General features: G+C 48.1%; 17 protein-coding genes. 3 read left to right on the top strand and 14 right to left on the bottom strand.

The window, feature by feature from the left end:
* Positions 1 to 17: 17 nt before the first annotated feature.
* The 5 genes from ABC831_RS13715 to ABC831_RS13695 all read right to left on the bottom strand — a co-directional run bounded on the left by ABC831_RS13715 (position 18) and on the right by ABC831_RS13695 (position 5,404).
* Positions 18 to 1,094 carry an iron-containing alcohol dehydrogenase gene (locus ABC831_RS13715; protein WP_343248674.1) on the bottom strand — a complete coding sequence of 359 codons (1,077 nt, stop codon included), beginning with the start codon at positions 1,092 to 1,094 and terminating at the stop codon, positions 18 to 20.
* Between the two features lie 17 nt (positions 1,095 to 1,111).
* Positions 1,112 to 1,951, bottom strand: a complete 840-nt coding sequence (locus ABC831_RS13710; RefSeq protein WP_343248673.1) for a carbohydrate ABC transporter permease — start codon at positions 1,949 to 1,951, stop codon at positions 1,112 to 1,114.
* Entirely contained in the window at positions 1,948 to 2,823 is an 876-nt protein-coding gene (locus tag ABC831_RS13705) for a carbohydrate ABC transporter permease (protein WP_343248672.1), read from the bottom strand. Before ABC831_RS13705 ends, ABC831_RS13710 begins: the two co-directional genes overlap by 4 nt.
* A 105-nt stretch (positions 2,824 to 2,928) precedes the next feature.
* Entirely contained in the window at positions 2,929 to 4,296 is a 1,368-nt protein-coding gene (locus tag ABC831_RS13700) for an ABC transporter substrate-binding protein (RefSeq protein ID WP_343248671.1), read from the bottom strand.
* 169 nt (positions 4,297 to 4,465) lie between these two features.
* Positions 4,466 to 5,404, bottom strand: a complete 939-nt coding sequence (locus ABC831_RS13695; protein ID WP_343248670.1) for a dihydrodipicolinate synthase family protein — start codon at positions 5,402 to 5,404, stop codon at positions 4,466 to 4,468.
* Positions 5,405 to 6,078: 674 nt separating this feature from the next.
* On the opposite strand from ABC831_RS13695, the gene adhE reads away from it, so the two are divergent.
* Complete coding sequence (gene adhE / locus ABC831_RS13690; protein WP_343248669.1) at positions 6,079 to 8,694, top strand: bifunctional acetaldehyde-CoA/alcohol dehydrogenase; 2,616 nt, start codon at positions 6,079 to 6,081, stop codon at positions 8,692 to 8,694.
* Between the two features lie 87 nt (positions 8,695 to 8,781).
* Complete coding sequence (locus ABC831_RS13685; protein WP_343248668.1) at positions 8,782 to 9,534, top strand: phosphotransferase family protein; 753 nt, start codon at positions 8,782 to 8,784, stop codon at positions 9,532 to 9,534.
* Positions 9,535 to 9,832: 298 nt separating this feature from the next.
* Here ABC831_RS13685 and ABC831_RS13680 read toward each other — a convergent pair whose 3' ends face one another.
* From ABC831_RS13680 to ABC831_RS13650, 7 genes are all read right to left on the bottom strand, one after another.
* Positions 9,833 to 11,308 carry an FGGY-family carbohydrate kinase gene (locus ABC831_RS13680; protein ID WP_343248667.1) on the bottom strand — a complete coding sequence of 492 codons (1,476 nt, stop codon included), beginning with the start codon at positions 11,306 to 11,308 and terminating at the stop codon, positions 9,833 to 9,835.
* A 12-nt stretch (positions 11,309 to 11,320) separates the two neighbouring features.
* On the bottom strand, positions 11,321 to 14,353 hold the full coding sequence (locus ABC831_RS13675; protein ID WP_343248666.1) for a glycosyl hydrolase: 3,033 nt from the start codon (positions 14,351 to 14,353) through the stop codon (positions 11,321 to 11,323).
* 13 nt (positions 14,354 to 14,366) lie between these two features.
* Positions 14,367 to 15,323, bottom strand: a complete 957-nt coding sequence (locus ABC831_RS13670) for an ABC transporter permease (RefSeq protein ID WP_343248665.1) — start codon at positions 15,321 to 15,323, stop codon at positions 14,367 to 14,369.
* A gap of 11 nt (positions 15,324 to 15,334) precedes the next feature.
* The gene (locus ABC831_RS13665) at positions 15,335 to 16,876 is read right to left on the bottom strand and encodes a sugar ABC transporter ATP-binding protein (protein ID WP_343248664.1); all 1,542 of its coding nucleotides are present in this window, start codon (positions 16,874 to 16,876) and stop codon (positions 15,335 to 15,337) included.
* Between the two features lie 29 nt (positions 16,877 to 16,905).
* Entirely contained in the window at positions 16,906 to 17,925 is a 1,020-nt protein-coding gene (locus ABC831_RS13660; protein ID WP_343248663.1) for an ABC transporter permease, read from the bottom strand.
* A 102-nt stretch (positions 17,926 to 18,027) separates the two neighbouring features.
* A complete protein-coding gene (locus ABC831_RS13655; RefSeq protein ID WP_343248662.1) occupies positions 18,028 to 19,233 on the bottom strand; it encodes a sugar ABC transporter substrate-binding protein in 1,206 nt (401 codons plus the stop codon).
* Between the two features lie 140 nt (positions 19,234 to 19,373).
* A complete protein-coding gene (locus ABC831_RS13650; RefSeq protein ID WP_343248661.1) occupies positions 19,374 to 20,228 on the bottom strand; it encodes a class II fructose-bisphosphate aldolase in 855 nt (284 codons plus the stop codon).
* 236 nt (positions 20,229 to 20,464) lie between these two features.
* Here ABC831_RS13650 and ABC831_RS13645 point away from each other — a divergent pair, with 236 nt between their 5' ends.
* Entirely contained in the window at positions 20,465 to 21,235 is a 771-nt protein-coding gene (locus tag ABC831_RS13645) for a DeoR/GlpR family DNA-binding transcription regulator (RefSeq protein ID WP_343248660.1), read from the top strand.
* Positions 21,236 to 21,382: 147 nt separating this feature from the next.
* Here ABC831_RS13645 and ABC831_RS13640 read toward each other — a convergent pair whose 3' ends face one another.
* Both ABC831_RS13640 and pgmB read right to left on the bottom strand, forming a co-directional pair.
* Entirely contained in the window at positions 21,383 to 22,588 is a 1,206-nt protein-coding gene (locus tag ABC831_RS13640; RefSeq protein ID WP_343248659.1) for an MFS transporter, read from the bottom strand.
* The gene (pgmB, locus tag ABC831_RS13635; RefSeq protein ID WP_343248658.1) at positions 22,579 to 23,229 is read right to left on the bottom strand and encodes a beta-phosphoglucomutase; all 651 of its coding nucleotides are present in this window, start codon (positions 23,227 to 23,229) and stop codon (positions 22,579 to 22,581) included. Before pgmB ends, ABC831_RS13640 begins: the two co-directional genes overlap by 10 nt.
* Positions 23,230 to 23,235: the final 6 nt, after the last annotated feature.

Genomic DNA, 23,235 nt, shown 5'->3' with positions numbered 1-23,235 from the left:
TGATCCTGGGTGCGAAGTTATATAATCTCTTCAAAGGCCTGATCCAGTCGTGCGAGATCTTCCGGTTTTACAATATTATTTTTCATAATATTATACTCTTTTAATGTCCGTATATTTTCCTGCGTTGGCTCTACACCCAGGTCCTTTAGAGTAAGGGGCATATTCATTTTCTTCATCATCCCCAGTATCTTCTGATATTCCGTCTCCGTTTCGTGGTTGAACCGCATCTGCATCAGTACACCTACCGCTACGATCTCTCCGTGTAAAGCATTTCTGGCCTCCACCGGGAAAAATTTGCGGACCGCGTCGTACAGGCCGTGAGCCACTGCCAGCTGGTCGGAGCCGCTGGAGAAACCGCTGACCATGGAGGTGACGATCAGATTGATTAAGGTCAGATCCTGCAGCAGTTTTTCATCCCCCATAGGGTTTTCATATACCTGCACGCCAAATCTGGTCAGGAAATCATAGATAAATATAGAATTGGAATATGCCATATATTTCTGAAGGGATACTTCCGGATAGGTCAGTTTGGCCGTGCCGTTGACGATCTCCGGGAGTTTCGCAATCGAATCCATGATACCGGACGCGAACAGCTGCTTCGGCGACGCTGCGATAATATCCAGGTCCACCAGTACAGAGTCGATCTCTTTCTCCTTCGGGATGGAACAGTCATAGCTGCCGTTCTCTTTTGTATACATGATGCTCACTGCGGAACTGCCGGCGCAGGTGGCCACCGAGGTGGGCACCGTTATGATCGGAAGACCCGCCATATCGGAGAACACTTTGCACAGATCCATGCACTTACCGCCGCCGATGGCCACCACCAGTTCACTTCCGGCCTCTTTCGCCGCTTTACTCAGGCGTTTGGCAAAATCCACGGAGTTCGGCTCATCCATTACACGATACACAGCCTCTATCCCCTTTTCCGCGAACCCGGCCTCTGCCTTCTTAGTGACCAGGGGCAGGGTGGTGGGACCGCCCACGATAAATGCCTTTTTCCCGTAGCGCAGGATCTCATCCGGCAAAAGTGCTGCGGTGTCCTTTCCATATATAAATCTGCTGCAGCCTATTTTCAGAAAACTTACCTCTTCCATGTTTGAATTCTCCTTTATTATTTATCACTGCCGGCTGTAAGACCGCCGATCAGATATTTTTGTGCCAGAAGGTAAATGAAAATCGGAGGAATAATCGCGATGACCGTGCCTGCCATGATCCAGTTCCACGGGGTTACAATGTCTACCATCCTCGACAATCCGACCGTCATCGAAACCTTACCTGGCGAGGAGGTCAGGATCATCGGATACAGATAGGCATCCCAGCCATTGAAGAAGGACAAGGCGAACGCGGTCGTCACCGCCGGAAGCGATACCGGGAGAATAACCCGCACCAGTGCTCCCACTCTGGTACAGCCGTCTACCACAGCCGCTTCCTCCAGGGTTACCGAGATGCTGTCGAAGAACCCTTTCAGCAGCAGGATCGGATTCGCGATCGCCGTTGCCACCATGGCGATGATGATCAGTATATATTTATCATACAGCCCCGTTGAATAGGACAGGCCATATAAAGGGGTTACAATAACGATCTGCGGTACGACCTGAATCGCAACGATCATCATCAGAAACGGGACCTTGAATTTGAACTTAAACCGGGACAATGCATAGGCCGCCAATATCGCGATCACCACGGTAAACAGACTGGTTCCCACAGCATATATGATCGAAGCTTTCAGATACTGCCACAGCGGTGTCTGTGTCGCCAGCTCCACATAGTTCTCCCAGCGGAAATATTTGGGGAAGATCATCGCCTCCCCCAGCTTTTCAAAAGGCGTAATGGAGGTCATGACCGCCACATAGATGGGCAGCAATGCAACTAACATCCAGAAGATGATCAAAAAATACCGAAGAATATAATTACCAGCTGTTTTCATTTTTCTTCTCTTTTTCGCATTCATTGATTTTCCTCCTTTACATTGCGCTTCATCAGGAAGAACGCGATAATCGATACCAGAACCATGGTAAATACCGCAATGGCCGCTGCTCCGCCCAGATCAGAGTTCACAAAGGCTTTCTTGTATATCGTAATACTGAGCAGTTCCGTCACGTTCAACGGTCCGCCGCCGGTAATGACGTAAACCAGGTCGAAGATCGTAATAGACCACGCCATCAGGATCGTTCCGCTCATCACCATGACCGGTTTTAACAGCGGCAGCGTGATATGTGCGAAATACTTAAAGCCCAGCGCGCCGTCTAACCTCGCCGCATCCTCCACCTCCGCAGGGATGGCCTGTAATGCGGACAGAAGGCTCATGACCAGGAAAGGCACACCCTTCCAGATCCGGATAAAGATTATCGTCACCAGTGCCAGGTCTACTCCCAGAAAGCTGATTGGCTGATCGATCAGATGCAGCTTCAGCAGGATCGTATTTATAATACCGTTGGAGGAGTTTAATACCCAGCTCCACATGGTACCGGCAAACACATGGGGGATTACCCATGGAATAATGACAACCGTCCGCATGAATCCCCGTCCTGGAATCGGTTTATTAAGGCAAAGCGCCAAAATGGTTCCCACAATAAAGATCCCCAGGATTCCAAATACGACCCAGACCGCCGTGCGTCCCAGTGTCTGCATAAATTCCGGTGTCGCTATATAGGAAAAATTCTTTAATCCAACCCACTTCTGGAATTTTCCGATCAGATTTACTTTTGCAAACGAATACCAGATCAAGTTCACTAGCGGGATTGCAAAGATAGCTATGATAACGATCATCGCTGGTGTCAGATAGATATAGGGAAGCCGCCCCTTTCGTCTTTTTAATTTCATAGTAAAACCCTGCCTCTCATGAATTTCCGGGAAGACTGATGGGCAGGAAACCTGCCCACCATCCAGATCTCATTGGACGCGGACCGCCCAATAAGGATATCATTTTTACTCACTGTAATTCGACGTAACCGTACTGATCATAAAGTCCATAGCTTCATCCGGTGTCATCTTGCCAAGTGCCGCCGCCTGGGCACCATCCGCGATGGCCTGCTCGATCATGGCTACCTGTTTATCCTTCGGGCGGGCGGCCACGGTCTGTAATTGTTCGGATAACGGTCCCCAATAAGGATCTGAGAATTCTTCTTTGCCTTTTTCAGACTCCAGGATGGGCAGTAAGCCCCACATGGTCGCATGTCTGGTCTGATTATCGGAGGACATCAGGCACTGTACCAGTTTCCAGGCTTCATCGGGATTCTTACATTCGGAAGGGATAGCCCAGCCGTCACATCCCATGATCGGATGAGATCCTGCGGGTCCTGCGGGGAACAGTGCGGTCATAAATTTGCTGTCTTCCCCTTTATCCAATTCGTCCAGCAATTCTTTTACTGCCCATACACCGTCGATATACATGGCGATCTGCCCGTCACGGAACATCGTCCGAAGCGCATAGGGATTGTATTCTTCCGGGTTTGGCTGAATGATTCCATATTCGTTGACAATTTTATAAATTTCTGACAGGCAGTCTCCAAACAGTTTTCTGTTATTTTCATCTTTTTCAAATGAGAAACACTTATTCCCGTCATCCCAGATGTCAACTCCGGTATAGCTGGAATAGAAGCTTTCAATTACATTTGCGTAATCTTCCATAGCCTTTACACCAAAGCCGAGTCCGGGAACACCTGTTTTCTCCGTAATCGTCTTTGCGTCAGCGATCATCTCTTCCATGGTAGCCGGAGGTTCGTTCGGATCCAGGCCCGCCTGCTCGAAGAGCTCCTTATTATACCAAAGTCCGAATGCGCCGGTCGCGGACGGTACCCAATACATTTTTCCGTCGGCTGTTGTGGCGATATCGATAACGGACTGCGGAATATCTTTGCTCAGGTTCGGATCATTTTTCACAAGCCCGGACAGATCAGAAAGATATCCTTCCGAAGCCAGATCCCATCCATTCGCAATATTGATAAAGGTCACATCCGGCAGTTCTCCCTGCGCGCCCAACAGTTTTAATTTGGTAGTTGCCTCTGTCCAAGCCATCGCGTCAAATTTAACCGTAACGTCCGGATTATCTTTCTCAAATTGTTCAACGATCGGTGCGAAAATAGGTTCTGCCTTGGTCAGATCCCCCAGTCTTAACAGCTGAAGCTCTACTTTACCGCCTGAGCTGGCGTCTTTGGTATCCGAATCACCTGCCGCTGTACCAGCCGGAGCGCTGCCGCCCTTGTCATCGGCTGCCGGCTCTTCTTTTCCCCCGCCGCACGCTGTTAAGGATACCGCCATAATTACTGCCATTGCCAATGCTAATAACCGTTTCATTCAACCTTCCCCTTTCATTCCTATACCGTGTTTCTGCCGGTATAATGGTTATACCCTCCGGGTATTCTTTCATTAAGCGGCCCGCTGCCTGACCCTGGCATCCGGGCCGCCGTAGTTCATAAATCATCACCTGTTTCTTTGAATATGTAACATTCGTGTATGTAACTCTTTATTTTAACCCAACTTCTTTCAGCATCTTCTCAATCTTAGCATCCAGCTCCGGGGTGATCTCCGGCAGCGGAATACGTCCGGGTCCGCATTCAGAACCAACTAAGGCTGCTGCTCTCTTTAAGATCGCCAGTACAACAGGCTCTCCGCCGGTTGCGGATTCTGCCGCTGCCAGGTCCAGATAAGGGGTTAACCGGTCGCGGATCTTCTTTGCCGCCACATAATCCCCGGCGCTTCTGGCTTTCCACATTTCCACTGCGATTTCCGGTGCGAAGTTTGAGGTACTGGAGATGAAGCCTGCGGTTCCGGCCAGAGCCGCAAACGGCTCTAAGAATTCACCATGACCGTTGATTACAGCGATCTTGCCGCCGATCTTCCGGGCTACTTTTTCCATTTTCGCAAAGTTCGGGGTACATTCCTTGATACCTACTACATTCGAGCTGTCTACCAGCTGTTCCATTACTTCCAGCGGAACATCCTTATGGGTAACTTCCAGGTTATTATATAGAAGGATTCCGATATTCGCCGCCTTTGAAATCTCTTTGTAGAACCTCAAAACCGCGTCATCGGTAGGAACGTAATAATAAGGAGAAAGAACCATAACACCCGCAGCTCCTACGCCCTCTGCGTGAGCCATCAGATCCTTGACATCCTCGATATTGCTGTGATTGCAGCCCGCGATGATGGGAAGTTCGTCCCCCGCTTCGTCCACAGCTGTTTCAATCAGTTTTTTACGTTCAGCAATCGTAAGAGCTCCGCATTCACCGGTGCTTCCGCCCACAACCAGAGTACAGTTGTTGTCTTTGTTGATTCCTTTGCCGATCAGAAAACGGATGTGATTCCTGACTCCTTCATAATTCACCTGTCTGTCTTCGGTCATCGGAGTAACAGCGATTGCGCAAATACCTTTTAATGCTTTTTTGAGTTCTTCAGGTTTCATAATTTTCATATCCTCCTTTTCCCATTCCGGGATTCCCCACACATGATTTGTTTGCCGGCAACTTAAAGTTCTGCGGTACGGACGGGGATTTTTCATAATTGTGCCGTACGCTCGTTTAAGTTATTTTTATCATAGCACAGAAAAAAAAGAATTCAACCATTTTTGGAAAAAATTTTCTTTTTTATGAAATATATAAAAAATATTTCCACTATTTTTGTGCACTATTTATGTCTTTGATCTGAGATGATACACTAATATGTATATAAATCCCCGTAATCAATAGAGTTCCAGGAGACTGTCTGAAAATCTGAATACAGTCTGTCAGGAGAACGACATACTTGCCATACGGGGGGAATACGGGAATAACGATGCCATTACTTTTGGCATTAACTTTTAATCCCCCCCGATTTTAGTCGAATTTCCTCATATACCAACCTGAATCTCCCTATTTCTTTCATAAATATCCAGTTTATCCAGTAAAACTTCCATCTTCTTACATTTCCAAATAGCTACTTTACACAAAATCAACCTCATATTTGAATAATCTCAGTCATAATGTGGAAAGTTAAAAAATTAACGAAGAATGATTGACATTTTTTTAACGATCCCATATAATAGGCAGTGTCAAGAGATTGTTAAAAAATTATCAAATAGTTATCATAGGAGGATTCGTTATGGCAAAGAAAGAAACCCAAACCCCGGTACCCGCCGTCATCGACAGTGTGGAAGCGCTCCAGGCGAAAATGAAAGCGATGAGAGAAGCGCAGAAAAAATTCTCCACCTACTCTCAGGAACAGGTCGATAAAATCTTCTTCGCAGCGGCCATGGCAGCCAACAAGCAGAGAATTCCCCTTGCCAAAATGGCAGTGGCGGAAACAGGCATGGGCGTGGTAGAGGACAAAGTAATCAAAAACCATTACGCAGCCGAATATATTTACAATAAATACAAAACCATGAAGACCTGCGGAGTTCTGGAAGAGGATCCCGCCTTCGGTATCAAAAAAGTAGCGGACCCCATCGGTCTGGTGGCAGCGGTCATCCCGACCACGAACCCGACCTCCACCGCGATCTTTAAAACATTGATTTCCTTAAAGACCAGAAACGCCATCATCATCTCCCCCCATCCCCGGGCGAAGAACTGTACCATCGAGGCGGCGAAAATCGTTCTGGATGCGGCTGTAGCCGCAGGCGCACCGGAAGGCATCATCGGCTGGATCGACGTACCTTCCCTGGAACTGACCAACGAGGTTATGAAGGAAGCCGACATCATCCTGGCAACCGGCGGCCCCGGTATGGTTAAGAGTGCGTATTCCTCCGGAAAACCGGCACTGGGCGTCGGCGCCGGTAATACTCCGGTTATCATCGATGACACGGCGGATATCCGGATGGCGGTCAACTCTATCATCCATTCCAAAACCTTTGACAACGGTATGATCTGCGCTTCTGAGCAGTCCGTTACCGTTCTGGATAAAGTATACAAACAGGTAAAAGACGAATTCAGCTATCGCGGATGCTATTTCCTGAAACCCGACGAGATCGAGAAGGTCAGAAAGACGATCATCATCAACGGCGCCTTAAATGCCAAGATCGTAGGACAGTCCGCATACACCATAGCGAAACTGGCCGGTGTGGACGTGCCGGAGAAAACCAAAATTCTGATCGGTGAAGTGGAATCCGTAGATATTTCCGAGGAATTCGCACATGAGAAACTGTCGCCGGTACTGGCTATGTATAAAGCCAAAACCTTTGAAGAGGCCCTGGTAAAATCCGAACAGCTGATCGCCGACGGCGGTTACGGCCATACTTCCTCCCTGTATATCAACACCAATGAAAAAGAAAAAATGGCAGAGCATGCGGCCAGAATGAAAACCTGCCGAATCCTGGTCAACACTCCTTCCTCCCACGGCGGAATCGGTGATCTTTACAACTTCAAATTAAATCCTTCCCTGACACTTGGCTGCGGTACCTGGGGCGGCAACTCCGTATCGGAGAACGTCGGACCGAAGCATCTGCTCAATATAAAGACCGTTGCCGAAAGGAGAGAAAATATGCTGTGGTTTAGAACACCTGAAAAGGTTTACTTCAAGAAAGGCTGTATGCCGGTGGCTCTGGATGAACTGGGCACGGTGATGGGCAAGAAAAAAGCTTTCATTGTCACCGATACTTTCCTTTACAAGAACGGATATGTGAATCCGATCGAGCAGAAACTGGACGAAATGGGCATCCAGCACACCTGCTTCTATGATGTGGCTCCCGACCCGACCCTGACCTGTGCCAAAGAGGGAACCCGCCAGATGTTAAACTTTGAGCCTGACTGTATCATCGCACTGGGCGGCGGTTCCGCTATGGACGCGGCTAAAATCATGTGGGTCATGTATGAGCATCCGGAAGTAAACTTCCATGATATGGCTATGGATTTCATCGATATCCGGAAACGTATCTATACCTTCCCGAAAATGGGCGAGAAAGCTTATTTCGTAGCCATCCCCACCTCTTCCGGAACCGGTTCGGAGGTAACTCCTTTCGCCATCATCACGGACGAAGAGGCCGGAGTGAAGTATCCGCTGGCCGACTATGAACTGCTGCCGAATATGGCGATTGTGGACGTAGACAATATGATGAGCCAGCCAAAGGGCCTGACCAGCGCGTCCGGTATCGACGTTATGACCCATGCTCTGGAAGCATACGCTTCGGTTATGGCTACGGACTACACCGACGGCATGGCTTTGAAGGCTATGAAAAATGTGATGAACTACCTTCCTGCCGCTTATGAGGACGGTTCCAACTTAGAGGCCCGCCAGAAGATGGCCGACGCTTCCTGTATGGCCGGTATGGCATTTGCCAACGCGTTCCTGGGTGTATGCCACTCCATGGCTCACAAACTGGGAGCCTTCCACCACCTGCCTCACGGCGTAGCCAATGCCCTGCTGCTGACCCTGGTGATGAAATATAACGCGGAAGAGGTTCCGACTAAGATGGGTACCTTCTCCCAGTATGAATATCCTCACACGTTAGCCCGCTATGTAGAGTGTGCGAACTTCTGCGGCATCGCAGGCAAGAACGATCAGGATACTCTGGATAAATTCATCGCTGCGATCGAGGACCTGAAAGAAAAGATCGGAATCAAAAAGACCATCGCAGAATACGGAATCAAAGAGGAAGATTTCCTGGCCACCCTGGATGAGATGGTGGAGCAGGCTTTCGACGACCAGTGTACCGGAGCCAATCCCAGATATCCTCTGATGAGTGAAATCAAAGAACTGTATCTGAAAGCATATTACGGAAAGTAATCGCCGGCCAGGAAAAATAGTACTCTGCAAAACCATATTCATATGCTAAAATTAGTATAGGAACCCACAGGGAAGGGAGAGAATTCAATGAAATTAGATCAGATCATCGCTACCCGCGACAAAAAAACAGTATATAAAACCGACGGACTGGTAATCAAAGTATTTAACGAGGACCATCCGAAATCAGATGTATTCAACGAGGCGTTAAATCACGCCAGAGTGGAGGAAACCGGCCTGAACATTCCGAAGGTCGTGGAAGTCAGCCAGACAGAGGGGAAATGGGCTATCGCCACCGAATATGTGGAAGGGAAAACCCTGGCGCAGATGATGGAGGAGGATCCCGATCACCTCCAGCAGTATATGAACCGCTTCGTGGATCTTCAGCTGGAAGTTCACAGCAAATCCGCGCCGCTTCTGAATAAGCTGAAAGATAAGTTAAACCGCCAGATCAGCAGCCTGTCCGGCGAACTGAGCGCAACCGCGCGCTATGAACTGCATACCCGCCTGGACAGTATGCCGAAGCATGCGAAGGTCTGCCACGGAGATTTTAATCCGACGAATATCATTATCGACGAGGCCGGTACGGCTTACATTATCGACTGGGCTCACGCGACACAGGGAAATGCTTCCGCGGACGCCGCCAACACCTATCTGCAGTTCTCCCTGTATGATCAGAGACTGGCGGAGATGTACATGAGTCTGTTCTGCGAGAAGAGCGATACCGCGAAGCAGTATGTACAGCAGTGGCTGCCCATCGTGGCTGCCGCACAGTTGACGAAGGGGAATGAGAAAGAAAAGGATTTTCTTTTGAAATGGATTGATGTGTTTGATTATCAATAGATAATAGAAAGCGTGACAAACGGGGCTGTCGGGAAATGAATAAGTCATACCAGATACGGAAGATGATTACAGGTTTCGCAACAATATCTGGTATGCAGATTTTATTTCCCGACAGCTCCTTGTTTTAAGAACTGTTTTACTATAATCTCAGGCTTGTTATTGCTTACTATTATTGCTTTCTATTATTGCTTATCGCTATATATCAGACTCTTAAATGTCCCTATCGAATTCAGCAGGCCGTTGGCTTCCTGCATGACACCGGTGGTCAGCTGTGTATAGCAGAATTCCTGCAGAGTCTTTACCCTGTCTTCAATCTGCTTCCTATATCCCTCAGCATTTTATACTGCTCTATTTTATCATGATAGCTGCGTTTCGGCAGGTAACATCTTCCCAGCCGCACATATTTTCCCGCAGCCTCCTGGTAATCTTTACAGTCCCCTAAGGCCACGGCGCATATCATGGCCAACCCTACAATCCCGGCCTGTTCCGCCTGAAGAGTCCTGACCTTACACTCCAAAATATCTGCTTTGATCTGCATATGTGCAGGTGATCTGCTGCAGCCTCCGGCTGCCGTCACCTCCTCTGACAGTATTCCCAGCTTCTCCAGAATCTCACAATTGATTTTTGTCTCCATGCAGATTCCCTCCAGAACCGCGCGATACATTTCCGCCTTTCCCACTGGCAGTTTTAGCCCCAGGAATGCCCCATAATAAGGTTCCTCGCCTGAATCCCTTATGTACTGTCCCGATAGATACGGAAGGAAGAAGCAGCCTTTCGAATCATCGGCACAGATCTGCTCCAGTTTATCGTAAGAAGGCGGAAAGTCACCGTCTAGAAACGTATTGGCAAACCAGCGGATACAGGTCCCGTATGCCGGCTGTCCCAGTGTCATGGCATATAGCTGCGGCAGAACAAAGGGCTCAACGCTAATATTCTGTATTGCCAGTTCTTCTCCCACATTTGGAATCAACCCCCGGCCGATCAGGATCTGAAGGCTTTCCGATGAACCCATTCCGTCCATGATCTGTCCTTCCCCAAGCACACCAGCTCCCAGCATTGCACTACACTGGTCGTGACAGCCGGCGAATACTTTTACCGTGGCCGGCAGCCCCAGCTGCTTTGCTGATTCTCCTCTTATAACCCCCAGATATTCCCCTGTTATGCATACAGAGGACAGATATCCGGACGGTATAGCAAAATGTTTTGTAAGTTCAAGGTTCCAATTCAGCTTCCTAAGGTCGAGCAGCATAGTGCGGGAGGCGAGAGAGGCATCTATCATTCTGTTCCCTGTCAGCAGATAGCCGATATAATCCTGATAGAGGAAAAGCTTCCGCGATTTTTTTATAATTTCAGGCTCATGACTTTGAAGCCAAAGATATTTAGGAAGAGTGTACATAGCTTCGATTGGCGTGCCAGAACGCCTTTGGAATTCTGCCGGGGAAGCATAAGCCTTAAGTCTGTACAGTTCTTCTTCTCCCCGGATGTCCAGATAGGTCATACTATTCGCAAGCGGACGGTCCCTCTCATCCAGCAGTACAAAGGATTCTCCCAGGGAAGCGATGGAGAGGGCCCGTATATCCTGTACCTGTTCACCGATGCGTGCCAGTACCCTCTGAACCGCTGACCAGACCCGGCGAGGATCCAACTCCGCCCATCCCGGCCTCTCACTGACCAGCGGATACGATTCACCGGCTATTGCCAGAACGGTACCCTCTTCCGACAAAGCTGCCGCTTTGCAGCCTGAAGTTCCGATATCCAAACCAATATATGGCATAGATGCCTCCCGTCACTGCGCCCGCCGGAAGCATACGCTTACCCCGCTCACCCCCAGCGGCGAGAAATAATATTCATCCATCCAATAAGCCTCGTTCACCCATCTGGCCGGCACGCTGAAAGTCTCTTCTTCTTTGAATTTGTAATGATGTGGTCCGAAAAGATTCCGCCGCGTGGTAACTAGTTCAATCCGGATTTTATTTAATCCGGGACGTAGATGTCCGGTAATCTCCACTATATATGGTTTCCAGGGAAGATTTCCCAGATACTCTTCGTTTACAAATATCCGTGCCATCACTGCCTTTACATTTTCTATTTTCAGATAAGCGGGGCCCGTTATGTCTGTGACCTCCACCTCCTGTTCCAGGGAAATGTGGCCTGTAAAAAAGGGGTATCCCTCCCGCGTCAGATCCTCTCCTTTTCCGAGGCAGATCCTTTTTTTGATCACTAACTCTCCATCTTTGTCCACCACAGAGAACTGTCCCAGTATCATATAATTTTCCAGTTCCGTATCGATTCCCACAATTCCGGATACCTCCAGTTGGTTTCTTCCGGATTTTACATATTCAGTGATTTCAAATACGTGGAATGACGGATCTACCCACCATTCGTGCCCCGACAGCAACACCTGTTGATCATTGATCTGCATAGATATCCGCTCCGGATCTTCCAATACCACATAAAGGGGGCCGCAATCCTCGCCAAGTACAAAATGAAAACGCTGCCGGTAGGGACTGCCAGCGCCTCCCTGTTGTGCCGTCTGCTGTGCTTTAAAAATCGGAATTCCCATGACCCATCCGGTATCTCCCACCTGCAGATCACAGTAGTCGAGAACAAGTACATTTGGATCATCCGTCTTGATTTGCCACTCCGCGTTTAGAGGAATTTCATTTGAAAAAGTGGTGGGCAGCGCCTTATATTGCTTAAGCTTCCCTGTTTCCCTGTTCGTTCGCACCAGCAGATAGCTGGATACCGGATAGAAATCCAGATGGAAGGAAAGGCCACCTTTTTCATGCCTGCCCGCTAGTTCGAAGCGCTCCCCCGTAATGGAATCCCAAACCTCTATATGACCGGTTCCCTCTATCCAGCATTCCATATTCAGATAAGTGTGTTCCATGCTGGTGTTGGCGAGAAAATATATATCCTCCTCCCCAGTCTCCCTATGCTGATACAGAATATCCGCACACTCCGGCATTTGAATATCCTTATCCAGGCAGAGATCCAGTTCCCGCTCCAGGGACCCATGGAAATCACTCACAATTTTAGTGGCTGCCGGAAGGACCTGTTCATCGGGAACACCGCCGATCTGAAAAGGTACAGGTTCCACGGCAATAATGGTACCTCCGTTTGCCGCAAAGTTTTCCAGCATGTTTACAGTGTGGGACGACCAGGATCTGCTGGGTGGAACAAGCACGACCGGATACCGGTATTCTCCGATCCGAAGCAGCCCTTTTTCCGTATTTCCGAACTTCTCCATCAATTCTTCATTCCCGATGTGGAAATCCCGGTGCCAGGCCAGAAGCTGATCACACAGCTCCATCCAGTCCTGATTATAGGCGAATAGCCCGGCATTTGCCGCCTCGAACCGTGTATCATCCGGTCGGTAACAGTGGCTTACATATTTCGATGCCGTGTACAGGGTTCTTGCAGTCTCTAATGGTTGAAGTACCAAAAGATTCACCACCCTATGCCCCCTGGTCAGGGCATAGCTCAGTCTTCCATAATAATCATACAGGAATTTCTCATGCTGCCAGTAGGGCTGTTGGATAAATATGCTTGCGGGTTCATCTCGTTTCGCCCTCCCTTTCAAGGAGCTTTGGGCAATATAGGGAATAAGAAAATCAGCACCCAGGGCATATTCCCAATCCGCAATCCACTTTCTCTGCTCATAGCTCAATCCATTTCCCGACAGTCCATAGCTCTCCGCCATCATCCTGGGCTTGCCAAGCTGTTCGGCTGCTGTGGATGCCTGTTTAATCCCGATCGGGTCCTCGATGCTTTTGATACTGTGATCCATCCCCACATAATGTTGATATTGGAAGTGCTGCATCACATCCCCGCACCAGGGAATCTGCCAATGCAGAGTCTCCTCTCCCCAATAGTGGCCGGAATAGAGCATACCATGTTCGTCGCACCATTCATACAACTGCCGGGTATAGGTCTCAGAAAATAAAGTTGAAGCCGCCTTCCAGTAATCACATCGGATTTTATCGTCATTCTCACCTACATCGAAAAATAGAGATGGCAGATGAGGAATCAGATCATATCCATATTGCTGCCGGAAATATTGATCAAACCCGTTGGTCCATGGAATGCTGGGATGGGGGGTGCTGTAGTTCCAATTATATACCGGCATATCTGAAAAACCGCCCATCAAGGTCTCACCTGCTTCTTCCGGCATTTCCTGGTAAAATCGGTCGTAGGTAATATCGATATACCGTTTTACCGCATCCGGATTCAGATTATCCGACGCAGCAAACCCGTGTACTACGCAGTCATCATAGAATCCGGGCTCGTAGGAAGAGTGAAGCGGCTCGGTAAATAAATAAAAGTGAAGGAAATAGTGTTCCTTCCCCTTATCCTGCTTTGGATCCTGTATCCGGCGAATTCTGCCGGGCAACCCCTTATCATTAAGTTCCATGCCGAAATAGGCGATGGCCTCCTCCTCGTCAATGGGTGTCAGCCGGTGATACAGGTTCAAAACCAGTGCCTTACTCCTGTATTCTTTTTTTCCAGCAGCTGTAAGTCCTCCCGCACTCCCCGAACACCAGGGAGAATCATCATAGATCCAGGCCTTCAGCCCTAATTTCTTTGCTTCCAAAACACATTTTTTCATCAGATCCATGTATTCATCCGATAAATAGGGAGTAATCAGGGGGTATCTGGCGTGCATAAAAAAACCGCCCCATCCCTTATCCTTCATCTCCCGGATCTGTGCCAGTAATTCCTCCTCTTTCAGGGTCTTGGTCAGTCCCCAGAAGGGAACCGGGCGGTATTCCACCCCAGGCTCTTTAAATTCCTGTATTGATAAATTCCTGTTTTCCATTCGGATACCTCCTTTATTTTACCGCTGCCGTATTTTTCTTATCTGAGGTCATATAGGCGGTAATAATGATAACCGCGCCAAAGACAACCTTCTGCCACCAGGAATCTACCCCGATCACAGTAAGTCCGTTGGTTATGACCGCCGCAAAAGCGGTTCCCAGAAGAGTACCGAATACCGTACCTTTCCCTCCTGATAGAGATATCCCACCCAGAGCAACCGCTGCTATAGTCAACAGGGTAAAATCATCTCCGATTCCAGGATTGCCGCTTAGGATCTTTGCCAGGTACAAAATTCCTGCGACCGCATACAGGAATCCGGCCATCGTAAACACTATAACTTTCGTCGATACACAAGGGACCCCCGCCAGCCGGGCCGCTTTTTCGTTTGCTCCGATCGCATAGATCCGGCTGCCCAACACGGTGTGATGGATGAGTATCCAGTAGCTGATAAATACTACCCCTGCCAGAAGAAAAGAAGAGGGAAGCCTGCCGATCTGTGTTCTCGCCCATGCCACAATCGGCCAGTATTTCTTTGGAAATGCGATCGGTCCTCCACTGTCAGTCAGTATCAGCGCAGCACTGGACCATATACTCATAAATGCCAGGCTGGCGATGAAGGATGGGACTTTTAGTTTTGCATTCAGGATGCCAACCATGCAGCCAGAAGCAATTCCCACACCCAAAACGAGCAGATAGGTATAGATGCCCAGATCCGGGGCAAATTTGGCAAATATCACCGTTCCCAGAGAAACTACAGCTCCTATGGACAGGTCCGTGGAGCCCAGCAGAATCACAGGCGTAGTTCCCATGGCCATGATCAGCATTGGGCTTAAGCTCTCCAACAGGTTTTCCACGTTGTCTGGCGACAGAAAGGAATGATTGATTATGGTAAATATGATGACCAGCACTGCCAATGCCGCGAATGATAGAAATGCGGACGATTGCATCTTCTGGACCGTTCGATGTTTCATAAGGCATCCTCCTACATCATGTACTCAACAATCTGCACTTTGTCCGGTTTATGATATTTGTTCGCCTCCAATTCACCGGTAATAAGCCCATCCTTCATGATCAGAATACGGTGGCTTAAGCCGATGGCTTCATCCAGCGTATCACACAGCAGGATGATCCCTTTCCCTACTTTGGACATTTCCCGGATCAATCCATAAATTTCTTCCTTTGCTCCGATATCAACTCCACGGGTAGGATGATTCAGGATCAGAATGTCTGCGTCACTTGCCAGCACTCTGGAAAAAACCACTTTCTGCGCATTGCCTCCGCTCAAGTCCTGTACCGCTGTCCTTGGCGAGGAACATTTAATCGACAGTTGACGGTGCCATTTCTCATAGAGTGAGCGCACAGCTTTTCTTTTTAAAAATGGACCGGTTTTCAACCTGTTTAAAGAGGACAAGGCGATGTTCTCCTCCACGGGCAGCAAACCCACGATTCCTTCGATCCTTCTCTCTTTGGGGACACAGAGGATTCCCCGTTTTTGAGCTGCCCCGGGGGTGGTAAACCGGACTTCCTCCCCTTTTACGCGCAGGATACCCGTGTCCATACGTTTGTCCCCACACAGGACATTACAGACTTCTTCTTTTCCAGATCCGACCACGCCACAGATTCCCAGTATCTCTCCCTCGTGCAGTGTAAGGCTCACGTCCTTAAAGGAACTGCGCAGCGATATCTTTTCCGCCTCCAGCAAAACCCGCTTTCCCGGCGCCGACTGTTCCTCTATTCGGAAATATTCTCCTGTCGTGCTTCGTCCTACCATCATTTCATAGAGGAGATGTTCATCCGCATCCTTCGTGATGACGGACCCTGCATTTTTTCCGTCCTTGAATACGCAGATGCGGTCACTGATCTCCAATACTTCATCCAGTCTGTGTGATACAAAAATGACTGAGTGCCCCTTTTCTTTCAGCCGGCGGATATGTCCGAACAGCCTCTTGACCTCCTCCTCATTTAAAAGAGAAGTAGGTTCGTCAAACAGAACCAGGCAGCGGCCGGCTTTGGAATCCCGTATCGTGCTCAATACCTTCGCCACTTCCACCATTTGTCTGACGGAAAAATTGTAATCCAACACCAGTTTTTGCGGCTGTATATCCGATATTCCGATATCCCCCAATATTTTTTCCGCTTCCCGGTTCATTTCCCTCCAGCGAACCGCTGTACCGCAGGTCTTAAAACGTTTCTCCCTGCCCAGAAAGATATTTTGTGCTACGGTCAGGTTGCTCACCAGCGACTGTTCCTGAAACACCATACCGATACCACAGGCATTTGCCTCCAACGTATTCGAAGGTACGTATTCTTTTCCCTCTTTTCGCATATTTCCCGATGTATGCTTTTCAAATCCCATGATAATCTTTAACAGTGTGGATTTCCCTGCTCCATTTTCACCGATCAGGCCCAAGATCTCACCCTGATTCACCTGCAGATCCACATCATGAAGCGCCTGTGTCCCCGGATATTCTTTTCTTATTTTGATACATTCCAATACCGGTATTTTCCTGTTTTCTTCTACCATATTCGTACCTCCCAGGCATCCGCTCCCTGTCATTTCACTACTTTGTCTCTGGAATTCATGGAAGCAATCACGACAGCCAACAGCAGAATTATCCCCTGTACTGCGCTCTGTAGTGTGGAATCCACTCCCAACATCACCATACCGTTATTGATCACGGTTACAATAAAAACCCCGATTATTGTCTGCACGACTCCCCCCACTCCACCGGTCAGCAGCGTCCCGCCCACGACGACCGCTGTCAGGGTCGGAAACAGGGTCCCCGATCCCATGGACATGATACAGTATCCAAGCTTCGCGGCCGCGACCAGCCCAGCCGCTCCGCAGCAGAACCCGCTCCACATAAATACCAGGATTTTAACCCGTGAGGTATGGATACCCGACATGAGCGGGATCTGCTCATTGTCTCCAATCGCATATACATATCTTCCGAAGGCCGTCCTTTTTTCCAGGAATAATCCGATCAGGAATATGCCGAACGCGATCCAGGTCGTAATGGGCAGCTTTAAAAAGGTATGGAAATACAGATTGCGGAAACCTTCGTCGGTAATGGTTCCAGGAACTCCCATATAGGTAAGCAATCCCACTCCTTTTAATATATAGCCGATCGCAAATGTCACCATGAAGGAAGGCAGTTTCAAATAAACATGAATCGCCCCTGAAATACCCCCGATCACCGTTACAACGATCAGTGTCAACAGTACCGCCCCGATTCCCCAATCATATCCTGTCCGGCTGTTCTGTATAAAAACGGCAAAAAAGCATGCACCGAATCCCAGAAATCCCTCCAGGGATAAATCTATGGCGCCGGTCAGAACCACCGGGGTGATACCGACGCCCAATATAATGGAAACCGCTGCGATATCCAAGATATTTGTATAAATATTTTCGAACTGCAGAAACTGAGGCGTCAGAATACCAAAGGAAATAACCAGTAAAGCCAGAATCGCCAGCGGAACGAATTTAAACAAAAATACTCTTCTTCTGACCCGCTCCTGTTCCAGTTCGAATTCCTGCGCAACCGTCAATTTCATAGATGTATGTTTTGCCATAAATTCACCTTATTTTAGAATGGGGGCTGCTGCAATCCTGTCCTAATTTGCCACAGCCCCATATGGATCTTTGATTGACTCCCTGCAGTTTACCAGGTCATATTACGGTTCAAAAGCCTTATAAAATAATTTTGTATAATCCATCATATCCATTTCGGGAACACTGTCTATGTAGTCCGCTTTGTACTCTTCCACATTATCGGGTTCAATCAGAATCGTTGGGGTATAGAACATCCGCTGACTCTGGGGTGATGATTTTAAATCTACTTGTCCGCTGTACACCGCATACAGATATGAACATCCCAGACCTCCTTGAAGCCATGGATTCGAACCTATCGTTCCGTACATTTCTTTGTTCCGGATTGCGTTTACCGCATTTTCAATTCCATCAAATCCCGTAAGCATCACTTTGCCGTTGAATCCCTTTGCTGTCAACACTTCGAGTGCCGCCAGCGCGTTTTCATCGTTGTCCACCCAGATGGCGTCTATCGTATTCATATCATACTTACTGCACCAGGTGGTCACGCAGGCCTGCGTCTTGCTCACCTCAAAATCGCAGGCCTGGGCATCCAAAAGTTCGACTCCCGGCGTTTGTTCAAGCGCCGCCTGAAGACCTGCAAAACGGTCAATCGCAGCCGTGCTGGACAGATTTCCCTGAACCGCCAGTATTTTTCCCTGGTTCGGTGTTTTGAAGTCTGCAAACATATCCAGACAAAGTTGTTTTAAGCTGTCCACGATCCCGGGTGTCTGATAATAGACATAATATTCATAATCCATCGGCAGTACCCCCTCCGCGTAGGACCAGGTAGTTCCCCAGTAAACGCCCGCCTCCTCACAGATCTCCGCTATGGAAGCAGCGACAGGCGCATCATTGGGGTCACAGTAAATGATGGTGTTTTTGCCGCCTTTGGCTATCATAGCCTTGATGTCATTCACCTGCTGGTCATCGCTGTATTCACAGAGCGATACCTGTACTTCCACATTATCTTCGCCTATTTTTTCTTTTAGTTGGTCGGCAAACATATTGATCCCGTCCACAACGGATACAAAGTAGGGATTGTCCAGGCTTCTGATGGAGACTCCAATCAACAATTTGTCATCCACTTCTTTTCCCTGCGTGACCTCTGTACTTTCCTGCGTGTCTGTGTCTGCATTTTCCGTCGTTTTTCCTTGCTGTTCCTTTTGCGTTTCCTGGGTACTCGGTTCCTCTTCCGCACTCTGTGTCTGCGTATTTTCGCCGCATCCAAACAGACAAACGGCAGTCAGAACAACGGCGGTCAGGAATGCCGGCAATCTTTTCATTTTCATGTGTCATCCTCCTTCATTGTTTTGGGTTTTCTTTGCCTCTTGGTTTTCTTTGCCTTTTTTTCATTTCCTTCTATAAATATCAGCCAGGACATTTCTTTCGTAAAACCTAGCGGCCGATATTATATACTGCAGTATTCTACCTATAACCCGGACAGACTCATTTTCTTCCGGAGATATTCCATCAGCCGTTCTTGCGCATAGCCGGAAAATCCGAGCATACAAAGGGGATCTTCTTCCCCTTCATGCATTTTTACATATTCCTCCATACTCTTATAGTAACAGGCCAAATATTCGGTACCCACGTTGAATTTGTTTATTCCTTTCGCAAAGGCCTGCTTGAGCTGGTCGTCTGGAATCCCACTTCCTCCGTGCAGTACCAGTGGAACGTCTGTCGCCCTGTCAATTTCCACCAACCGTTCTATATCCAGCCGAGGAGATTTCTTATAGGTGCCGTGGGCATTTCCGATCGCAACGGTCAGGGAGTCTACTCCTGTCTCCGTACAAAAGGACGCTGCTGTCTCGGGATTCGTATAAAACTCCTCCTGACAGGCCGCATCGTCCATTGCAAGCCCCACATGTCCTAATTCTGCTTCCACATCCGCGCCCAGAACATGAGCCGCCTCACACACCTTTTTTGTCAGCCTGATATTTTCCTCATAGGGGAACATCGATCCGTCGATCATGACGGAAGGGAATCCCTGCTGCACCGCACGGATGATATAAGCGTAATCACTGCTATGATCAAGATGTAAGCCGACCGGTACCTTGACGCCGAGGGCCAGTTCTCTGACCATCGCGGCAAATCCCGCTACCCCTGCCACATTATAAGTAATACAGTGTTCCGGCAGTAGCATGATGATAACCGGCTTCTGTAGTTCTTCCGCAATCGTTATGGCTGAATACACCATATTATAGTCGATGCAGATATAGGCCATTACAGACGTATGTGCCTGCTCTGCCATTTCCAGAATCTTATGTACCTTCTCAAGCGCCATGGTTTCTATACCTCTTTTCTTAGCATTTATGTTTGTTTTTTATCTTATTTATTTGTATTTTATCACTTTATTATATTTTGTCAATATATTTTATCGAATTTTATCATTTATTGTAAATTTAAAAAATAAATCGATAATTTTCAAACTTTATCATTTTCTTTTTGGATTTTTCTGGTATAATAAACAAAAGTACAAAATCCTGATAAAATTATTTATAAGGAAGGTGAGTGGTATCCATGCTGGCACAAGAACGCAAAGACCGTATTATAGAGATTATTTCCAAAAATAAAGTGGCAAAGGTCAGTGAATTGAGTCATTTACTGAAAGCTACTGAAGCAACTATCCGGCGGGATCTGGACGAATTGCAGGAAAACAAAAAAATCCGCCGTATTCACGGCGGAGCCATTTTATATAAACCTGCTGGGAAAGATATGTCAGATCAGGAATTGTCTGTGTTATGTCCGGAAGAGAAAAAATTAATTGCCCAAAAGGCATATGAATTTATAGATGACAACGATGCGGTTATTATAGATTCGTCAACAACCTGTTTGGAGCTGATCCGGCTGATCGCATCCGGAAATAAGAAGGGCTTATCAGTGATCACAAATTCGTTCAAAGCGATCTTTCTGCTGATTGACCGGCAGGATATTCAGCTGATCCATACCGGCGGCCAGGTAAAAAGCCGTTTGCAATGCGCTTATGGAACCATCGCTGTAAAAATGGTAGATGGCATCAAGGTAGACAAATGTTTTATCGGCACTTCCGGTATTGACCCGGAGTATGGCTATTCCGACCCCAATCTGGATGATTGTGCCATTAAAGAACATATGTTGAATGCCTCCAAGCAAAAATTTGTACTGGCAGACCATACAAAATTCAACGAATCTTATATTGGTAAATTTGCTGATTTCTGTGGTACGATCGATTATCTGATTACCGATTCCTTGGGCGGCGGGATCGACCGGGAGGTGCTGGAGGCCAATGTAAATCTGATACTGGCATCCTGAAGGGATTCCCATCAAGGCACAAATTAAAATACCTGCCTTGTCACTTAGCCAGTACAGGTAGGTATTTTTCCACCGGGAAGGCTAGCCACCCCTGTGGGCGGCTGCCCTCTATATGGTTATAAGCAAAAGATTTGTTCCTTGTAAACGTCATTTTGAATCTGATTCAGATTTTCCAGTAGTTGACGGAAGAAATTTCCCGCCAATTAATACGGTAACAAGCGCTATCCCCACATTCACCCGATAGATCATCTCATATCCAAATGCCGCCTGGATACCCGAAAATATCGGTGGGAATATAAAATTCGAAAACCCGAACATCAGCATAGACACGATCCCATAGCAGCCGGATACCAGCCTGCTCTGTGTCATCAGGTGCAGATACTGAAAGATCACAGTAAGGAACAGCGGAAATACAATAGCGTGCAGCAGATCCCCCAGAATCACAATCGGCACGATACCGGTGGAGATGCACAGAAAGCGGAGCCCGGAAAACACAAATACCATCAGAAATGTCTTCTTCACATTATAATTCTGAAAGAACTTCCCAATGACAAGAAAACAAAGGAATTCAGAGAAAATCTTCATCCCGGTACTGAAACTGAATAACTGATTGGACAGGTTCACATCTCCCACGATCTGGGTCAGATACGAGGAAAATGCGAAATCACACCCCACATAACTGCCGATCCCTAAGAAGCTCATCAGGTAGAGTACGCAGACGTTCTTATTTTTAAAATTCTCGGAAAACCGGATCTTCTTATTTCTGTCCGCTGTCCGCACATCTGCGAATTTCCTCCAGATAATCAGGATACAGACACACAGCAGAAATATCCCCAGCAGGTGCAGCCCCTGAAAGGAAAACAAACTGAGAATCGTCCCGCCTGTAAGCGTCAGGCACCCCATTCCCACAGAGCCCCATTTTCGGATCTTCGCATAGGAAAATCCCCGGTGGTCTGCTATTTTCTCAATATATATTTCATATGTCCCGATCAGCGGTACTCCGACGCAGCCGTAGGCCACCGCAAACCAGTAGATCCACTCCTGTCTCACTAGCAAAAACAACACACACAATACAAGCAGGCTCCCCAGATAGGAAATGATAAACCTTTTTTTGTTCTTGGATCTGGAGAACAGATGACTCAGCAGCGGCTGAACGATCAGGGAAAACCCGGCTCCAAACGAAGTCACCCGGCTGACCTGTACCAGGTTCAGCCCGACCTGCTGGGTCAGAAACGGATAATAAAAGGTGGAGATGACCCCCGCCACACAAAAATAGAGAAAAGTGGCTATATTATAGTAAAACAGCGGGTTCCCGAATACCTGCTCCCCGGAGACCTTTTCCTCTAAAACCATCGTCTCAGCATCTCCACATGCACATCCTCAAAGCCCGGAATCACATGGTCCGCCTGGCGCAGGATTTGGGGATCTCCGATCCCCACACACTTCATCCCGGCTCTTCCTGCGGCCTCCACCCCGGCGGCCGCGTCCTCGAACACCACACAGGCGGCCGGATCCGTCTGCAGACGCATTGCCCCCGTCAGAAATACTTCCGGGTCCGGTTTTGCCCGGGAAACCTGGCTTCCGTCTACGACAGCATCCAGGTATTCACTGAGGTTCAGCCGGTTTATGATGATCCCTGCGTTTTTACTGACAGAACCCAGGGCTGTTTTCAGTCCGCATTTTCTGCATTCCCTTAAGAATTCCAAAGCTCCGGGAAGCAGCTCTTTTTGATCCATGCGGCTGATATATTCCACATACCAGCGGTTTTTCTTCTCCGCCAGTTCTTCCTTTCCTTTCCCGGTGCACTCCACATGGCCGATCTGCAGAAGGATGTCCAGGGAATCCATACGGCTGACCCCCTTGAGCCTTTCATTTTGTTCTTCTGTAAAGGGGAATCCCAGTTCACCTGCCAGTCTCTTCCAGGCCAGGTAGTGATATCTGGCCGTGTCGCACAGCACACCATCCAGATCAAAGATACAAGCTCTTATTTCCATGCGTTC

It is taken from the genome of Diplocloster hominis (assembly GCF_032380655.1).
Classification (GTDB): Bacteria; Bacillota; Clostridia; order Lachnospirales; family Lachnospiraceae; genus Diplocloster; species Diplocloster hominis.
Note: the sequence above shows the minus strand (reverse complement) of the source record. Positions and strands in the feature narration are given on the sequence as shown.

What these genes read in the sequence shown, in the direction of transcription:
- ABC831_RS13715 (WP_343248674.1), bottom strand. Translation starts at nt 1,094, where the DNA reads ATGGAAGAGGTAAGTTTTCTGAAAATAGGCTGCAGCAGATTTATATAT.
- ABC831_RS13710 (WP_343248673.1), bottom strand. Translation starts at nt 1,951, where the DNA reads ATGAATGCGAAAAAGAGAAGAAAAATGAAAACAGCTGGTAATTATATT.
- ABC831_RS13705 (WP_343248672.1), bottom strand. Translation starts at nt 2,823, where the DNA reads ATGAAATTAAAAAGACGAAAGGGGCGGCTTCCCTATATCTATCTGACA.
- ABC831_RS13700 (WP_343248671.1), bottom strand. Translation starts at nt 4,296, where the DNA reads ATGAAACGGTTATTAGCATTGGCAATGGCAGTAATTATGGCGGTATCC.
- ABC831_RS13695 (WP_343248670.1), bottom strand. Translation starts at nt 5,404, where the DNA reads ATGAAACCTGAAGAACTCAAAAAAGCATTAAAAGGTATTTGCGCAATC.
- adhE (WP_343248669.1), top strand. Translation starts at nt 6,079, where the DNA reads ATGGCAAAGAAAGAAACCCAAACCCCGGTACCCGCCGTCATCGACAGT.
- ABC831_RS13685 (WP_343248668.1), top strand. Translation starts at nt 8,782, where the DNA reads ATGAAATTAGATCAGATCATCGCTACCCGCGACAAAAAAACAGTATAT.
- ABC831_RS13680 (WP_343248667.1), bottom strand. Translation starts at nt 11,308, where the DNA reads ATGCCATATATTGGTTTGGATATCGGAACTTCAGGCTGCAAAGCGGCA.
- ABC831_RS13675 (WP_343248666.1), bottom strand. Translation starts at nt 14,353, where the DNA reads ATGGAAAACAGGAATTTATCAATACAGGAATTTAAAGAGCCTGGGGTG.
- ABC831_RS13670 (WP_343248665.1), bottom strand. Translation starts at nt 15,323, where the DNA reads ATGAAACATCGAACGGTCCAGAAGATGCAATCGTCCGCATTTCTATCA.
- ABC831_RS13665 (WP_343248664.1), bottom strand. Translation starts at nt 16,876, where the DNA reads ATGGTAGAAGAAAACAGGAAAATACCGGTATTGGAATGTATCAAAATA.
- ABC831_RS13660 (WP_343248663.1), bottom strand. Translation starts at nt 17,925, where the DNA reads ATGGCAAAACATACATCTATGAAATTGACGGTTGCGCAGGAATTCGAA.
- ABC831_RS13655 (WP_343248662.1), bottom strand. Translation starts at nt 19,233, where the DNA reads ATGAAAATGAAAAGATTGCCGGCATTCCTGACCGCCGTTGTTCTGACT.
- ABC831_RS13650 (WP_343248661.1), bottom strand. Translation starts at nt 20,228, where the DNA reads ATGGCGCTTGAGAAGGTACATAAGATTCTGGAAATGGCAGAGCAGGCA.
- ABC831_RS13645 (WP_343248660.1), top strand. Translation starts at nt 20,465, where the DNA reads ATGCTGGCACAAGAACGCAAAGACCGTATTATAGAGATTATTTCCAAA.
- ABC831_RS13640 (WP_343248659.1), bottom strand. Translation starts at nt 22,588, where the DNA reads ATGGTTTTAGAGGAAAAGGTCTCCGGGGAGCAGGTATTCGGGAACCCG.
- pgmB (WP_343248658.1), bottom strand. Translation starts at nt 23,229, where the DNA reads ATGGAAATAAGAGCTTGTATCTTTGATCTGGATGGTGTGCTGTGCGAC.